The sequence below is a fragment of the Kluyvera georgiana genome, assembly GCF_050990895.1.
Classification (GTDB): domain Bacteria; phylum Pseudomonadota; class Gammaproteobacteria; order Enterobacterales; family Enterobacteriaceae; genus Kluyvera; species Kluyvera georgiana.
On sequence record NZ_CP158865.1, the window covers coordinates 4,304,831 to 4,320,047 of the forward strand.

Below are 15,217 nucleotides of genomic sequence, written 5' to 3' on the forward strand. Positions count from 1 at the left end.
CCTCCCTTCTTCTTTATTAGGACGTCAATAAAGTACTGCGCCAGCATCGGGAAAGGCCTCAGCCAATGAGGTTCGCTTATCTATATATAGAGGAAGGCGTAGAACAGAGGCGATGGACAAGACCATGGCGGCTATTCATGGTGTAGACCTTAGTCGGTTGCGAACTCACGATCGTGTATCGTCACGATGCGCTTGTCGATCGATATCAATCGATTCTGGATCAGAATGGCCAGCGCGCGGTTTAAGGTTGATGCCGACAGCCCCAGCATTTTTGCGAACTCTTTACGCGTAACGGGCAGTAAGAAGCTATTGTAGCCAACTCCTGAACGTTTATATTTTTGCAGCATCATCCGCAGATAGGACAATGCGCGGCGGGTACTCTCTTCAATCAGCAGGATAGATATAACCTCTTGTTTATCAATGACTACATTTGAAAGCAGACGCGTAATCATGTTTGTGAAATCAAGGGTCACCTGGCTAATACTATAAAAGTCCTTAATGCTGAACTGACATAGCTGGACATCCATGGCGGCAACTAAAGTCGAGGTATATTGGTTATTCTTTATACCATCGACACCCACCACTTCCCCCGGAAAACCCAGGCCACAAATTTCATCACCGACATATACTTTCACTACCCCGCGAGTAATCGCATATATATACTCAGCGTGCTCGCCTTCCGTCACAATAACATCGCCTTTACGATATTTAATACAACGCTTAAGGCTCTTCATGAACATCGAAACCGGCTCTTCATAATAGTAAGCCTGACACATCTCGGCAAAGCCACAATAATCACAAAAATAAGTCTTCGGTTCTACGGGCATTGTTTTATATCCTTTTATCCTGCATTTGTCTTTGCGACACTCCTGTAATACATCGGTTAAAACGAGCAAAACAAAAGGCTGATTCAACTTGTTTGTACAAATTTCACATGGCGAACAGAGCGTTTTGTCAAAAGGATAAAAGGCGATGACTTTCATTTTATCTAACAGGCAAACCTGCGTTGTTATTTTTTAGTGAAGAGAAAGATAAAAAACCATAGTTACAGGGCGTTACTATTTGGGTGATATATTTCCAGGAACATCTAATTTTCTTAAAAAATATTTCAGTGATTTCTTTTTCCTCCGATATTTATTCTGTAGACGGCAGAAAAAGCCGGTGAATAGCACTCTCAAGGAGATCGTATGTCCCAAGTAATCAACACTAACGCCCTTAGCCTGGTTGCACAGAACAACCTGAACAAATCCCAGTCCGCGCTGGGCACCTCTATTGAGCGTCTCTCTTCCGGCCTGCGTATCAACAGCGCCAAAGACGATGCCGCTGGCCAGGCTATCAGCAACCGCTTCACCGCTAACATCACCGGTCTGACCCAGGCGTCACGTAACGCCAACGACGGTATCTCCATCGCTCAGACCACCGAAGGCGCTCTGAACGAAGTGAACGATAACCTGCAGAACATCCGTCGTCTGACCGTACAGGCGCAGAACGGCACCAACTCCGAGTCCGACCGTAAGTCCATCCAGGACGAAATCAACGCCCGTCTCCAGGAAATCAACCGTATCTCCGAACAGACCGAGTTCAACGGCGTGAAGGTTCTGAGCGCTGACCAGACTCTGGGCATTCAGGTTGGTTCCAACGACGGCCAGACCATCGACATCAACCTGAACAAAGTGGACTCGTCCACCCTCGGCATGACCGGCTTTGACGTCACCAGCGTCGCGACGCATGTCACCGCTGGTGCGAGCGTTGTGCAAGGTGGCGAAAGCTTCAAACTGGATGACGATGCGCTGGCAGCGATGAAAACGGCTTCCGGGTTAGACAATGCGGAAATCTACTCCACCACCGATACCAGCGGTAACGTGTCTTACTTCGCGGTAGGTCAGGATGACGATGGCGATACCGTGGCTGTCACAATTGATGTAGACCTGAGCAAAGATGCGCTGGCAGATAAATTCAAAGAAGGTGCTGACGTCACCACGACTCATCTGCCGATGACCACTCAGCTGGACACCATCGACAAAGCGATGGCGCAGGTTGACGAACTGCGCTCTTCCCTGGGTGCCACTCAGAACCGTTTCGACTCTGTTATCAGCAACCTCAACAGCACCGTTAACAACCTCTCTGAGTCCCGTTCCCGTATCCTCGACGCTGACTTCGCTTCCGAAGTCTCCGAGATGAGCCGCGCGAACATCCTGCAGTCTGCCGGTATCTCCGTGCTGTCGCAGGCAAACCAGGTTCCGCAGAACGTTCTGTCTCTGCTGCGTTAATCACCCGGGAATCATTGATAAACCCCAGGGCGGTAACGCTCTGGGATTTTAATTGATATTGAAATAAGGCGCATCCCAACATTTCTGGATATAAGCCATGCTAAACCGAATCAAAATCGCCACCAGTTTAATCGTTCTGCTCGTTCTTCTCTTAGCATTTCAATTAGTCTCCGCCGGGCTTTCTTACAAAGCACAAAAAATGAGTGATGATGCGCTACACACCGTCACAACGCTGAATACTCGCGCCGATTTCCTGGAGTCAGCATGGAGTTCGATGTTGGAAGCGCGTATTTCTATTAACCGCAGTTCTCGTTTTTTAGCCAACAGCGGTGAAAATGGCACATCCTCCCAGGACAACGCACTGGCGCAAGAGTTGCTTTCAAAAGCAGACAGTGAATTAAATGCATCCCAGCGCTACTGGACCGAATTTAATAATGTTCCACGCAACCCTCACGTCGATGATAATATCATCTATGCCATTACCAAAAATTACGAGATATACTCCAAAGGGCTTGCCGAGCTCATCCAGATTTTACGAGCGCATGACTTAGAAGGTTTTGCGACCTATCCGACTCAGGAACATCACGACGGACTGCAGGCCGCTTTCTTTGATTACCGCAAAGAGATTGACCGCGTATCGGACTACCTTTCTGCTGAAACCCGTAACTCATCCAACACCGCGCTGTGGACTATTCTGTGCGTTGTGATGGTCACGTTTTCTATTTTCATTATCAGCCTGTACGGCATCAAAACCGTGCTGATAGCGCCAATGAATAAAATTCTCGCAAGCATCAAGAACATTTCTGACGGCGACCTGGTGACTCCTGTCGGCGTGGAAGGCACCAATGAGATGGGACAAATTGCCAACGCGTTAAACAATATGCAAAAAGCGTTAGCCAAAACCGTCGGAGAGGTCCGCAGCGGCGCCAATGCGATTTATACCGGAGCCAGCGAAATTGCCAACGGCAATAACGATCTTTCCGCCCGTACCGAACAGCAGGCCGCGTCCCTGGAAGAGACGGCTGCCAGCATGGAAGAATTGACGGCAACGGTTAAACAGAACGCCGAAAACGCCCAGCAGGCCAGCCATCTGGCGCACAGCGCGTCTGAAACCGCCGGCCAGGGCGGAAAAGTCGTTGAAAACGTGGTGATGACGATGAACGACATCGCCGATAGCTCGCAGAAAATTGCCGAGATCACCAGCGTTATCGACGGAATTGCCTTCCAGACCAATATCCTGGCGCTGAATGCTGCCGTAGAAGCCGCGCGGGCCGGTGAACAGGGCCGCGGTTTCGCCGTGGTCGCCAGTGAAGTTCGCAGCCTGGCGCAGCGTAGCGCACAGGCGGCCAAAGAGATTAAAACGCTAATTGATGAATCGGTGAATAAAATCTCTTCCGGTGCTAAATATGCCGAAAACGCGGGTCAGACAATGGGCGATATTATCAGCTCAATCAGCAATGTCACCGATATCATGAACGAAATTGCCTGTGCTTCTGAAGAGCAAAGCAATGGCATACAGCAGGTCGGGGTTGCCGTTGCGGAAATGGATCGCGTGACGCAGCAAAACACCTCTCTGGTAGAAGAGTCTGCCGCAGCGTCCGCAGAACTGGAAGCGCAGGCTAGCCGCCTTAATCAGGCCGTCGCTCTCTTCCGTATTGAGGAGGACAGCCACGCTAGCTATAAGAGAGAACCCTTCAGAGCCGCAACGGTCAAAAAAAACGTCGTCAAAAATGAAAGTAAGGAGTCTCACACCTCGGCGACCGCATTAACATCGGACAACGATCGTTGGGAGCAGTTCTAATCACAACGATGTAATTCGCTAATGATAAGCAACGCCTCATGCTAAACATGAGGCGTTTTTGCTTTCAATGAAATAACAATACGGTTATTCGTATTATCAACAATATAATATTAGACAGAAAACATTATCTCCGACACTCAACAAATTAACTACCAAAAAAGGTATACCCTCTTTCAATAATAGCGCTTATTTACCCAATTGAATAAGTGTTGGTAATATTCCGATGTTATATAATCAAGATGTTGTCTAGAAGTATTGCCCGGGGTGTAATCTCTCCATAGCCCATACTCCGGGCCTTTTTCCTCCTGCTTTAACCCATCCTTTTTACGGTATCAAAATAGATTAATGGTTTACATTGAAAGCCATTGCCTGGCTATCAATGCAAGCACCAGGAAAACAACAAAATATGGAAGGTGGGTACAGAGAGGATAATTTAGCGGCCACTAAACATCAGGATAATATTTGATAGATGATCAAAGATATTGGTCATCAGATTTTCGAAGAACGGCGCCAGTGTATACATCTCAATAGTCAGCGCGGTCATCCCCACGGTCAGGGTCAGCGGGAAACCCACGACAAAAATAGAGAGCTGAGGCGTCAGACGGTTCAGCAGACCGAGCGTAAAGTTAATTGATAACAACAGCGTTATAATCGGCAGCCCAAGCATCAGGCCGCTGCGAAACACCAGGCCAGCAACGTGCGCCAGATAATAGAACCCGCTGGTATCGATAGCCTCACTATTGATGGGCACAACAACAAAGCTCTCGCTTAAGATTGTCAGGAACCACAGATGCCCATTAAACGTAAGAAACAGTAGCGTTGCCAGCAGGTTTAATATCCTGGCGATCACCGGCATATTCCCACCGCCGGAAGGATCAAAGAATGTCGCAAAGGAAAGTCCCATCTGCAGCCCCATAATTTCACCGGCGGTGCGTACCGCCACAAAAATGAGCTGGACGGTCAGGCCCATTGCCGCGCCAATAATCAGCTGCTGTGCGGCAACCCATAGCCCCTGATACGAAATCATCACCAGATGACTATCCGGTAAATTACGGCTGATTAAAAATGCGATAATCAGCGCAAGGCCCACCTTCACTTTCTTCGGAATTTCGCTTTCGTTGAAAATAGGCGCCGTGGTGAAAATGGCCAGCACGCGAAGTGCTGGCCAAAAGACATGACTGATTTGCTGGTACAGGCTTTCGACTGGCAGAGTAAGCATGACTAGCCGATCATATAGGGTAGGTTGCTATATAAGGTACGCATGTAGTCAAGGAACAGGCTCATCATCCATGGGCCAAGACAAATTGCTACCGCGAGGATCATGAGGATCTTCGGAATAAACGACAAGGTCATTTCATTTATCTGCGTTGAGGCCTGCAGAATACTGATCGTCAAACCCGTCAGCAGCGCCGCAATTAACAGAGGGGTCGCGATCATCAGGCCAACCTTAACCGCCTGAAACCCCATCGCCATTACACTTTCTGGTGTCATTTGTACTCTGCCTAACTAAAGAAACTTTGAGCTAATGAGCCCATTAATAATTGCCAGCCATCCACCAGCACAAACAGCATCAGCTTAAACGGCAGGGAAATGGTTGCCGGTGGCACCATCATCATACCGAGAGCCATCAGCACGCTCGCCACCACCAGATCGATAATCAGGAACGGGATAAACACCGTAAAGCCAATCTGGAAGCCGGTTTTCAGCTCGCTGGTCACAAACGCCGGGAGCAAAATATTCAGCGGCACGTCATCGGGAGTGTCAAAGTTCTCCGCCTTTGCCATGCGCGTATACAGCGCCAGATCCGTCTCACGCGTCTGGGCCATCATAAAAGATTTCATTGGCACGACCGCGCGGTCGAGCGCCGTTTCCAGCGAAATTTTATCTTCGGTCAGCGGTACCCAGGCTTCCCGATGAATTTCGTTAAATACCGGAGACATCACGTAAAATGTCAAAAACAATGCCAGCCCAAGCAGTACCTGGTTTGGCGGAGTCGACGGCGTACCTAATGCATTACGCAGGAGCCCAAGCACAATAATGACGCGAGTAAAACCGGTCATCATCAACAGAATAGCGGGCAAAAAGGTAATCGAGGTCAGCAGTACCAGCGTTTGCACCGGCAGAGACCAGGTTTCACCACTATTGGATCGCGTCAGCATAAAATCGCTGTTTGCCGCTAGCGCAGAGCCGGTCGGCAGTAGCCAGCATGCGCTGAGCAGTATCAGCACCAGGAATCCGCTTCTGTGGCGATGCCAGAACGCGCTCATTCTGCCCGCTCCGTTTTACGCTTTTTCAGCATCGTTCCCAGCACCGACTGAAAATCGATCGTGCGTGAAACCTCTTCCGCATCCATCACCTCATCCTGCTTTTTTTCCATCGTGGCCAGACAGGTAATATTGGATGGGGTGACACCCAGAAGCAGCCACTTATCGTCAACTTCAACCACCACCACGCGTTCGCGCTGGCCGAGCGACTGGCTGCTCTTCACGGTAATCAGCTTGTTACCGCGAACGGCATGCGGCGCAAAGCCCGCGCGGCGAGCAATCCAGGCAATACCGGCAATGAAGAACAGAATGAGACATAACGCGCCTCCAACATTAAAAAGGACCGAGCCTGGAGTGCTGTTATCAATTATCGGAGATGAAGTTTGAATTTCGGTTGTGGTATGACTCTTCATTATCGACTCAAACGGTGCATACGCTCCGAAGGAGTAATAATATCAGTGATACGAATTCCGAATTTATCGGACACCACGACAACTTCCCCTTGGGCGATTAAATAACCATTAATTAAAATATCCAGCGGTTCCCCGGCGAGCCCTTCCAGAGCGACGACCGAGCCCTGGCTCAGGCTTAACAACTCCTTGACGGTCATTTTTGTACGACCTAATTCCACGGTCATTTTGACGGGAATATCAAGAATTAAATCCAGATCCTGGGAAAAATGCGCAGCCAGATTGTCTTTTGCCGAAAGCGGCGCCGCGGCACTGCTCTCCACGGACAGCTGCTCATTCATTGCATCTCCCCACAGATCGTCAATGGATTTGTTGTCATCATCAGAAGGTGTGGTGGTGTTACTCATTGGTAACTACTCCTTTTTAAAAGTTCCTAAACCTGGATTCATCATCTGCTCAACTTTCAGAGCATATTGGTTGTTCACACAGCCATATTTACCTGACAACACCGGGACTCCGCCGACCAGCGCGAGAATACTCTCTGGTTTATCGACCGGAATAATATCCCCCTGTTTCAGTTTCATAATGTGCGAGAGACGCGAATCAATTTCCGAGAAATTCGCGACCAGCTCCACTTCCGTCGAACGCACCTGCGAAGCCATTTTTTGTCGCCACTGGGCATTTTCCTGCTTCGAATTCTCCATCGGCGGATTCGTCAGCAATTCACGCAGCGGTTCAATAATGCTAAAAGGGATACAAATCTCAAATTCACCCCGATGCGCACCAATCTCTACGTAAAATGGCGTGGTGACGACAATATCGTTCGGTGAAGAAGTAATATTGGTAAATTTCACCTGCACTTCGGAACGGACATAGTCGGTCTTCAGCTTATAAATGGAGCCCCAACCATAGTCATAAGCCTCCAGCGCCATCGCCATAATACGTTGAATAATGCGTTGTTCGGTGGGCGTAAACTCTCGCCCATCGGCTTTAGTTGGGAACCGGCCATCGCCGCCGAACAGGTTATCCACCGCCATAAAAACCAGGTTCGGTGAAAACGCAAACAGAGCGGTACCGCGCAACGGGTTCATATGAACCAGATTCAGGTTAGTTGGCACCGGTAAATTACGCGCAAACTCATGGTACGGCTGGATTTTAATATTCCCAGCGGTAACGTCCGGACTACGGCGCAGTAAATTAAATAAACCAATACGAAACTGACGTGCAAAACGTTCGTTAATAATTTCCAGAGAATGCAGACGTTCACGAACAACACGGCGCTGAATATTCGGATCGTAAGGTTTAACCCCTTCATCCAGTGCCGTATTTAATCTCTCTGTTTCGCTATCAGAACTGCTCCCGCCATTCAACAGGCGATCAATTTCAGCCTGAGATAAAGTGCTATCAGACATTGAAATTACCGTAAGATGAATGCATTAAACAATACGTCAGTCACTATCACACTTTGCTCAGCCGCAAAAGGTTTATTCATGACCGATTTAATCGTCTCCACCAGCTGATATTTCCCTTCATCGGTGGATAACTCCTCCGCCGTTTGCTTAGAGAATAAAACAAGCAGGCGGCTGCGCACTTCTGGTAGAAATTTTTCAATCAATTGCTGAGATTGTTCATCTCTTACCCGCAGCGTCAGACCGATATACAGAATACGGTCATGTTCACGCTGCGTTGGTTTCAGGCTCACGGTAAACGTATCCATCGGAATATATACCGGAACAACCGACTCAACGGCTCTCGGCTGATCGGATGCGCCCTCTACGGCCAGCATTTTGATATTCTTCATTTCATATAATGTATAACCAGCAATTGCACACGTGCCGAGCGCGATTAACAGGAGAAGAATAACGATAAGCGGTTTTTTCTTTTCTCCAGCTGAATTTTGATTCTTTTTTGGCATTATGTGAAAACCTTGTTATAAATCATAGAGAGCATCTGATAAGACTTCTCTAAAAGAGCCACGTATTCTATTACAGACCCTTGCGCAAACAATTCAGCGATGAGGTCGAATTAGTGTCCGTAACTTGAGTGTTAGCTATTTCCATCACGCGAACGTATTTATCCCATGGGGGCGAATGGACCTCTGTAAAACACGTGCTTCAGAATCAGCCTGGTCTGCCAGAATATCGCCATTTTCCTCTTCGCTAGTGCCCTGAGCAGCGTACCGCCCGCTTCTGGCATGGTCTTCCCATGAAGATGACGATTCGGCCCCTACGCTGCTCTCGCCAAGCTGAATCCCGGATTCTGCCAGCGAGGTACGGAGCTGCGGCATTGCGGCTTCCAGAGCGGCGCGAACCTGATGGTTCTCGGAGACAAAGTGCAACGTGGCCTGGTCGCTGTTCAACTGCATATTGATGCGGATAACCCCCAGCTCCTGCGGGTTCAGGCGAATTTCCGCGTTCTGAATGCCGTTGCGGCTATAGAGATTGATCTGCTGATTTAACGACTGTCGCCACGCCTCGGTACCCAGCTCCTGGCTTATCGTAGCGGTAGCTACCGGTGCCGCCACGGTCGGGGCTACCTGCGCCGACGGCGTCAGCGGTGTTGTTGACAAGCTAGCATGCGTCAGAGGTAGCATCTGTCCTTCCTGAATTGACGGCGCATTTGCCCCCATTTCAGGCATTGAAGAAACGGCTGTAATTCGGCTATTGACGGCGTCGGCAGACTGCAGCAGATATTCTGGCGTCTGTGCACCCTGCGGGTTGTCGCGCTTTTCAGCGCCCTCTCCTGGCAGTGAAGCCTGGGCCGCAGCGGTCGGGCCATTGGCCGCCGTCGTACTCGCCAACGTCACGCCGCCATCCCGCTGGCCGCTACGGCTTTGCACCATCGCCAGCGACAGCTCATCTTGATCCCCCCCGGCATCAGCAGGGGCGTCCGGGACCAGCGCCTGGGCAACCTTATCGACCTGAATCATCAGCTGCGGAAGCACGGGCACCGCAGTACGTTCCATTGTCGACAGCTGCTCGGATAGGGCCTCTTCCTGGCTCATTGCGTTGTCCGGCTGCGCGGCGGCAGGTTCCGGCGGATACCCGTCAACGTTGCTTGCCGGCTGCGCCGCCGCGAATTTCTCATCCAGCACCGCTGCGAAAGTATTCGCCTCATCCTGCGGGGTTATGGTTGATAAAGGTCCATTCTGCGCCGCAATAGGTGTTGTCGTTACGTTCATAAAAGCTCCTTGCCCGCGCTGGCTCGCTGGGCGAATTCATCCATCATTTTCTGTTCCTGGCGACTCTCTCTATGCGCCCTGACCGCTTCTGCGCGATTCTTCAGAGTATCGAAGGCGTTAAGCCGCTGCTTATCGTGACGCCATGTGCTCAATACCTGATTGACCGATTGCAGACAGGCTTCGACATGCGTCGCATGCTGCCGCACCACGCTCCCCAGCGAGTCGATAAACGACTGCTGATTGACGAGGTCGGCAATCAGAATGCCTTTATCCGCCACGTTGCTACGCAGTTGTTGCTGATATTCCTGCTGATAAGATTTCAGCTGTTCAAGCTGCAAAACAGCCTGAGAGTGGCTCTGCTGCGCTTTGCCCAGGTTCATCGTGGTATCGTCGAGTTTCTGTTGCGCCAGATCGCGCAGCACGTCCATCGGTGAGTTGCTCATTTCGGTTTTTAACCTTAGTAACCGCTGTTGTTGTCAAAAATCGCATCCAGCTGCTGCATAGAGGCTTCAAAATCACAGCTTTCATGAATGGCCTGCTGTAAAAAGCCCTCCAGCTGCGGATAGATGGCAATCGCTCGATCCAGCATCGGATCGCTCCCCGTCGCATAAGCACCGACGCTGATGAGATCGCGGTTACGCTGATAGGAAGAGAGCAGTTGCTTAAAATTGCGCACCTTCACATAGTGTTCTTTATCAATCAGTTCCGTCATTGCCCTGCTGATCGACGCCTCAATATCGATGGCGGGATAGTGCCCTGCCTCCGCCAGTCGTCGCGAAAGCACCACATGACCATCAAGAATGGCGCGCGCAGAATCGGCGATAGGATCCTGCTGATCGTCCCCTTCGGTGAGGACGGTATAGAAGGCGGTAATCGAGCCGCCGCCCTTAATACCGTTACCGGCGCGCTCAACCAGGGCGGGCAGTTTGGCAAACACGGAAGGCGGATAACCTTTGGTCGCCGGCGGTTCGCCGATCGCCAGGGCAATTTCACGCTGAGCCATGGCATAGCGGGTCAGTGAATCCATAATCAACAGCACGTCCATACCGCGATCGCGGAAATCTTCTGCGATACGCGTGGCGTACACCGCGCCCTGCATCCGCAGAATGGGCGAAACGTCCGCCGGGGCGGCGATCACGACCGAGCGGCTCAGCCCCTCTTTGCCGAGAATATTTTCGATGAAGTCTTTAACTTCCCTTCCGCGCTCGCCAATCAGCCCAACCACGATGACATCCGCTTTGGTAAAACGCGCCATCATGCCAAGCAGAACGCTTTTGCCCACCCCAGAGCCGGCAAAAAGCCCCATGCGCTGGCCGCGCCCAACCGTCAGCAGGCCGTTGATCGCCCTGACGCCGACATCGAGCACATCTTTAATCTGGTTACGCAAAAGTGGGTTAAAGGGCTGGGTAAACAACGTATTGCGGTCATGACGACTCGGCGGCGGCAGGCCGTCCAGCGGCCGGGCGCTGGCATCCAGTACCCGGCCCAGCAGCTCCGGGCCCAAAGGCAGCTGTTTGCCCTCTTCGCTTTCAATCGCGTAGACCCGCGCGCCAGGTAAAATACCGTCGACGTTTTCCAGCGGCATGAGGTACAGCGTCTCACCGTTAAAGCCAACCACTTCACTCTCGACACGATGCAGGGTCTCACCCTGCTTACGCTCGACGATACACAGAGTGCCAATGGGTAGCTTAAGGCCAATAGCCTCCATCACCAGCCCGGTTGCGCGAGTCAGTTTTCCGTACTGACGATAGGGCCGCAACGAAGCCACCTGCGACTCCCGAGCGTTAATCTCCTCCAGCCAGTCGGTAAGCCGTTTCATCATCAGAGGTAATCCTCACGGCTGAGGTTGCACAGCTCCTGCCAGCGCGTCTCCAGCGTGGCATCAATTTCGCCATCCTGGGAGGTTATCCGGCATCCGCCCGGTAGCATGGCGGCATCGCCGCGCAACTCCCAGCCCATTGACGCCAGCGTGGTTCCCAGATGCTCTTCGACAATCGCCACGTCGGCCTGGTTGACCCACAGCTGCGCGTCGCCTTTGAACATCGTGTCCTCTTCAACCAGTTGCTGAATCTTCTCCATTAAAAGCGCGTTATCGGGGACAAAGTTTTTACCCAGCATGGAGCGAACCGCCGTCAAGGAGAGCTGCACCAGGCGAGACGGGATAACGCAGTCCAGACTATCGAGCGCCGATTTAAACTCGGTGAACAACTTATTGAGGCGTTCAATGCTTTCATCCTGCTTTGCCTGCGCCTCAGCCAGACCACTCGCCAGCCCTTCTTTCTTGCCCTGCAACAGCCCCTCTTCGTAACCGCGCTGCTTTCCTTCCTCAATGCCGCGCGCTTCGCCCTGGGCAAATCCTTTTTTTTCCGCCTGCTGGCGAATGCGCGTGAGCTCAGCCTGCAGCAGCTCATCAGATTCATAGTGAGTGGCCGGGTTAACGGTCGATACCGACGGCATTGCGTCCATCTCACTCTGGTTTTCGTCAGCCAGCAGATCCTGCGGCTGCCAGTTTTGCCAGCCATTATCAGACATAGACATCCTCGCTACCGCCAATGACCACTTCGCCGGTCTCCGCTAAGCGGCGAACAATAAGCAGAATGTTTTTCTGCTCGGCTTCCACCTGAGACATACGAACAGGCGCGCGTGAATTGAGATCTTCCAGCATGATCTCGGACTGACGACGCGACATGTTGCGGAAGAATTTGTCGCGCAGCGGCGCTTCGGAACCTTTGAGCGCAATGATGAGCGACTCGTTGTCCACTTCCTGGAGAATGCGCTGGATGCTGCGGTCTTCCATTTCGACCAGATTTTCGAACAGGAACATCTCGTCGATGATTTTCTGCGCCAGCTCGTGGTCGTACTCGCGAACGGCTTCGATAGCGGCCTCTTCCTGCTGAGATTTCATCAGGTTCAGAATCTCCGCCGCAGGACGAACACCGCCCATCTTGCTGCGTTTGAGATTCTGACCGTGCAGCAGGCCGTTAAGCACTTCGGTCAGTTCCTGCAACGCGGCTGGCTGAACGCCGCCGAAGGTGGCAATACGCAGCATAATGTCGTTACGCTCGCGCTCGTCGAATTTCGCCAGCACGTCAGCCGCCTGAGAACGCTTCAGGTGCACAAGGATGGTCGCGATAATCTGCGGATGCTCGTCGCGAATAAGATCGTAAACGGTCGCCGGCTCCATAAAGTTGAGCGTTTCAATACCGTTATTGCCGTTCTGCGAATCCAGCAGGTCTTCCAGCAGGCTGGAGGCGCGCTCTTCGCCCATCGCTTTGACCAGGACGCTACGCAGGTAATCGCTGGTGTTGACGCTGAGTACCGCAAATTCGGTGGCATCGTGCTGAAACTCTTTCAGCACCCCCGCCAGCTCTTCGTGGGTGAAACCACTCATACTGACCATCGCCGCACTGATTTGAGTCACTTCATGGGTATTCAGATGCTTAAACACTTCCGCAGCGCGCTCATCGCCCAGCGTTAGCATCACGACGGCGCTTTTTTCATAAGCATTCATGACTGTGGGTGCTCCTTGTTCATCCACTGGCGAAGGACAAGCGCAATCACCTGAGGTTCCTGCTCTGCCATATCACGCAGCTGCTGCGTGTGCATTTCGGTATCAACGCGCTGCTGGGCCTTAGCACGGGCGTTGTTCTCTTTTTCCTGTTTACGCGCATTCAGCTCGGCTTCACGCGCCTCTTTTTCGAGCTCAAGGCGCTGCAGAATCAGCTCCTGATGGCGCATCCATGCTGGCTGAACGGCTTTACGCCAGAGGACAAAAGCGACGATCGCAATCAGCAGATAGCGTGCGGCGGACATCATCAAATCGATGAATTCCGGCTGCTTCCACAGCGGTGGCATCACCTCGTCATCCGCGGTACTGAACGGCGAGTTGACGATGTTGACGGTATCGCCGCGCGCCTCGGAATAGCCCACGGCCTCTTTCACCAACGCAGTGATCTGCGTCATCTGCTCCGGGGTTAACGCTTCGGCCTCGCCTTCTTTACCCGGCAGATGGTTAATCACCACCGCCACGGAGAGACGTTCGATAGAACCGGTGCTGCGCTTGATATGGGTCAGCGTTCGGTCGAGCTCATAGTTCGTGGTTTCGCCCGTATTGCTGTTGTACGGCACCAGCTGCGGATTTTCGGCATCATTGCCCCCCTGACCGCCTTCCGGGTTGGCGATCGGCTGGGTTATCGGCGCCGTCGCCGGAGCCGGCGGCTGGTTGCTCAGAGCGCCCGGCACACCGCCGTTGATGTTGCGCCCGCCCTGCTGGGAGTCGGAGCTCTGACGGCTGCGGATCGACATTTTTTCCGGCGCGGTATTAGGCTGGTACTGCTCTGCGGTTTGCTCATGCTGAGTGAAGTCAATCTGCGCGGTGACCTGCGCTTTCACATTCTGGCGGCCCACAATCGGTGCCAGAATCGACTGGATGCGGTGCTGATAATCCGCCTCGACTTCGCCGGTATATTTCAGCTGGGAGGTCTGCTGTCCCTGAGCGCCGTTCTGCGTCAGCAGCCGTCCGGTCTGATCGACCACCGTCACCCCATCCGCATTCAGCCCCGGAACGGCGCTGGCGATCAGATAGGAAATGGAGCTGACCTGCCCGGCATCCATCGTACGGCCTGGGTAGAGGTTCAGCGTTACCGAGGCGGTTGGCTGCTTTTGTTCCCGAATAAACAGGGACGGCTTAGGTACGGCCAGATGCACGCGGGCGGTCTGTACCGGCCCCAACGATTCGATAGTTCGGGACAGTTCCCCTTCCAGCGCGCGCTGATAGTTTACCTGCTCGCTGAACTGGCTAATGCCAAACTTCTCCTGATCGAGCAGCTCAAAGCCCACGGCACCGCCCTTCGGTAGCCCCTGCTGGGCCAACTGAAGTCGGGCTTCATGTACCTTGTCGGCTGGAACCATAATGGCGCCGCCGCGCTCATTGAAGCGGTATGGGATATTCAACTGCGACAGCTGAGACACAATCGCCCCGCCGTCCTGATCGCTGATGTTGCTGTACAACACGCGATAGTCAGGCGACTTTGCCCATAGCAAAAGCGCGACAATCACCGAAACCGCTGCCGCTGACGCAATTAACAGAAGGAGTTTTGGGCTAGCGCGCAGGCGATCAAGCGCAGCCATCACGCTGGCGATGTTATTGTTTTTTATTCCGTTTGTTGTGGCATTCATGCCGTAGTCCTGTAGAAAAATAAGTGACGCAATCTGGACGCAATATTGCGCATCAGTACTCCTGTAAGGGTAAACAGAAAACGAAGCGGGCTATCCACTGACAGAATTCCATG

Annotated in this window: 16 protein-coding genes; 2 read left to right on the top strand and 14 right to left on the bottom strand. The window is 52.2% G+C overall.

Features of this window, described 5'->3' with window-relative positions; genetic code table 11:
• Nucleotides 1-149 precede the first annotated feature (149 nt).
• Nucleotides 150-983, bottom strand: coding sequence for a Crp/Fnr family transcriptional regulator (locus ABTW00_RS20440; RefSeq protein ID WP_077248638.1), 834 nt, complete (start codon nt 981-983; stop codon nt 150-152).
• A gap of 204 nt (nt 984-1,187) precedes the next feature.
• Between ABTW00_RS20440 and ABTW00_RS20445 the strand changes: the two genes are divergently transcribed.
• Together ABTW00_RS20445 and ABTW00_RS20450 are read left to right on the top strand one after the other, a co-directional pair.
• A complete protein-coding gene (locus tag ABTW00_RS20445; RefSeq protein WP_433637224.1) occupies nt 1,188-2,270 on the top strand; it encodes a FliC/FljB family flagellin in 1,083 nt (360 codons plus the stop codon).
• A 97-nt stretch (nt 2,271-2,367) separates the two neighbouring features.
• Nucleotides 2,368-4,071 (top strand): methyl-accepting chemotaxis protein, encoded by a 1,704-nt coding sequence (locus ABTW00_RS20450; RefSeq protein WP_433637226.1) that lies wholly within the window; start codon nt 2,368-2,370, stop codon nt 4,069-4,071.
• A 433-nt stretch (nt 4,072-4,504) separates the two neighbouring features.
• On the opposite strand, the gene fliR is transcribed toward ABTW00_RS20450, so the two are convergent.
• The 13 genes from fliR to fliF form a co-directional block, all read right to left on the bottom strand.
• Entirely contained in the window at nt 4,505-5,290 is a 786-nt protein-coding gene (gene fliR / locus ABTW00_RS20455; RefSeq protein WP_433637229.1) for a flagellar biosynthetic protein FliR, read from the bottom strand.
• Between the two features lie 2 nt (nt 5,291-5,292).
• Nucleotides 5,293-5,562 carry a flagellar biosynthesis protein FliQ gene (gene fliQ / locus ABTW00_RS20460; RefSeq protein WP_416872140.1) on the bottom strand — a complete coding sequence of 90 codons (270 nt, stop codon included), beginning with the start codon at nt 5,560-5,562 and terminating at the stop codon, nt 5,293-5,295.
• Between the two features lie 11 nt (nt 5,563-5,573).
• Nucleotides 5,574-6,338, bottom strand: a complete 765-nt coding sequence (fliP, locus tag ABTW00_RS20465) for a flagellar type III secretion system pore protein FliP (RefSeq protein WP_433637233.1) — start codon at nt 6,336-6,338, stop codon at nt 5,574-5,576.
• Nucleotides 6,335-6,748, bottom strand: a complete 414-nt coding sequence (gene fliO / locus ABTW00_RS20470) for a flagellar biosynthetic protein FliO (protein WP_433637236.1) — start codon at nt 6,746-6,748, stop codon at nt 6,335-6,337. Before fliO ends, fliP begins: the two co-directional genes overlap by 4 nt.
• Nucleotides 6,748-7,152 (bottom strand): flagellar motor switch protein FliN, encoded by a 405-nt coding sequence (fliN, locus tag ABTW00_RS20475; RefSeq protein ID WP_433637238.1) that lies wholly within the window; start codon nt 7,150-7,152, stop codon nt 6,748-6,750. The genes fliO and fliN overlap by 1 nt, the downstream gene beginning before the upstream one ends.
• Nucleotides 7,153-7,158: 6 nt before the next feature.
• Nucleotides 7,159-8,157 (bottom strand): flagellar motor switch protein FliM, encoded by a 999-nt coding sequence (gene fliM / locus ABTW00_RS20480; protein WP_433637241.1) that lies wholly within the window; start codon nt 8,155-8,157, stop codon nt 7,159-7,161.
• 5 nt (nt 8,158-8,162) lie between these two features.
• A complete protein-coding gene (gene fliL, locus ABTW00_RS20485; RefSeq protein WP_433637244.1) occupies nt 8,163-8,660 on the bottom strand; it encodes a flagellar basal body-associated protein FliL in 498 nt (165 codons plus the stop codon).
• A 144-nt stretch (nt 8,661-8,804) separates the two neighbouring features.
• Nucleotides 8,805-9,926 (bottom strand): flagellar hook-length control protein FliK, encoded by a 1,122-nt coding sequence (locus tag ABTW00_RS20490; protein ID WP_433637247.1) that lies wholly within the window; start codon nt 9,924-9,926, stop codon nt 8,805-8,807.
• Nucleotides 9,923-10,369, bottom strand: coding sequence for a flagellar export protein FliJ (fliJ, locus tag ABTW00_RS20495; protein ID WP_433637249.1), 447 nt, complete (start codon nt 10,367-10,369; stop codon nt 9,923-9,925). Before fliJ ends, ABTW00_RS20490 begins: the two co-directional genes overlap by 4 nt.
• 14 nt (nt 10,370-10,383) lie before the next feature.
• Nucleotides 10,384-11,748, bottom strand: a complete 1,365-nt coding sequence (gene fliI, locus ABTW00_RS20500; RefSeq protein ID WP_433637251.1) for a flagellar protein export ATPase FliI — start codon at nt 11,746-11,748, stop codon at nt 10,384-10,386.
• A complete protein-coding gene (locus ABTW00_RS20505) occupies nt 11,748-12,458 on the bottom strand; it encodes a flagellar assembly protein FliH (protein ID WP_433637254.1) in 711 nt (236 codons plus the stop codon). Before ABTW00_RS20505 ends, fliI begins: the two co-directional genes overlap by 1 nt.
• A complete protein-coding gene (gene fliG / locus ABTW00_RS20510; protein ID WP_433637256.1) occupies nt 12,451-13,437 on the bottom strand; it encodes a flagellar motor switch protein FliG in 987 nt (328 codons plus the stop codon). The genes ABTW00_RS20505 and fliG overlap by 8 nt, the downstream gene beginning before the upstream one ends.
• Nucleotides 13,434-15,104 carry a flagellar basal-body MS-ring/collar protein FliF gene (gene fliF, locus ABTW00_RS20515; RefSeq protein ID WP_433637258.1) on the bottom strand — a complete coding sequence of 557 codons (1,671 nt, stop codon included), beginning with the start codon at nt 15,102-15,104 and terminating at the stop codon, nt 13,434-13,436. Before fliF ends, fliG begins: the two co-directional genes overlap by 4 nt.
• Between the last annotated feature and the right edge of the window lie 113 nt (nt 15,105-15,217).

Coding starts and splice junctions, on each gene's coding strand:
- ABTW00_RS20440 (WP_077248638.1), bottom strand. CDS start 983: ATGAAAGTCATCGCCTTTTATCCTTTTGACAAAACGCTCTGTTCGCCA.
- fliR (WP_433637229.1), bottom strand. CDS start 5,290: ATGCTTACTCTGCCAGTCGAAAGCCTGTACCAGCAAATCAGTCATGTC.
- fliJ (WP_433637249.1), bottom strand. CDS start 10,369: ATGAGCAACTCACCGATGGACGTGCTGCGCGATCTGGCGCAACAGAAA.
- fliM (WP_433637241.1), bottom strand. CDS start 8,157: ATGTCTGATAGCACTTTATCTCAGGCTGAAATTGATCGCCTGTTGAAT.
- fliL (WP_433637244.1), bottom strand. CDS start 8,660: ATGCCAAAAAAGAATCAAAATTCAGCTGGAGAAAAGAAAAAACCGCTT.
- fliO (WP_433637236.1), bottom strand. CDS start 6,748: ATGAAGAGTCATACCACAACCGAAATTCAAACTTCATCTCCGATAATT.
- fliN (WP_433637238.1), bottom strand. CDS start 7,152: ATGAGTAACACCACCACACCTTCTGATGATGACAACAAATCCATTGAC.
- ABTW00_RS20445 (WP_433637224.1), top strand. CDS start 1,188: ATGTCCCAAGTAATCAACACTAACGCCCTTAGCCTGGTTGCACAGAAC.
- fliP (WP_433637233.1), bottom strand. CDS start 6,338: ATGAGCGCGTTCTGGCATCGCCACAGAAGCGGATTCCTGGTGCTGATA.
- fliG (WP_433637256.1), bottom strand. CDS start 13,437: ATGAATGCTTATGAAAAAAGCGCCGTCGTGATGCTAACGCTGGGCGAT.
- fliQ (WP_416872140.1), bottom strand. CDS start 5,562: ATGACACCAGAAAGTGTAATGGCGATGGGGTTTCAGGCGGTTAAGGTT.
- ABTW00_RS20490 (WP_433637247.1), bottom strand. CDS start 9,926: ATGAACGTAACGACAACACCTATTGCGGCGCAGAATGGACCTTTATCA.
- ABTW00_RS20505 (WP_433637254.1), bottom strand. CDS start 12,458: ATGTCTGATAATGGCTGGCAAAACTGGCAGCCGCAGGATCTGCTGGCT.
- ABTW00_RS20450 (WP_433637226.1), top strand. CDS start 2,368: ATGCTAAACCGAATCAAAATCGCCACCAGTTTAATCGTTCTGCTCGTT.
- fliF (WP_433637258.1), bottom strand. CDS start 15,104: ATGAATGCCACAACAAACGGAATAAAAAACAATAACATCGCCAGCGTG.
- fliI (WP_433637251.1), bottom strand. CDS start 11,748: ATGATGAAACGGCTTACCGACTGGCTGGAGGAGATTAACGCTCGGGAG.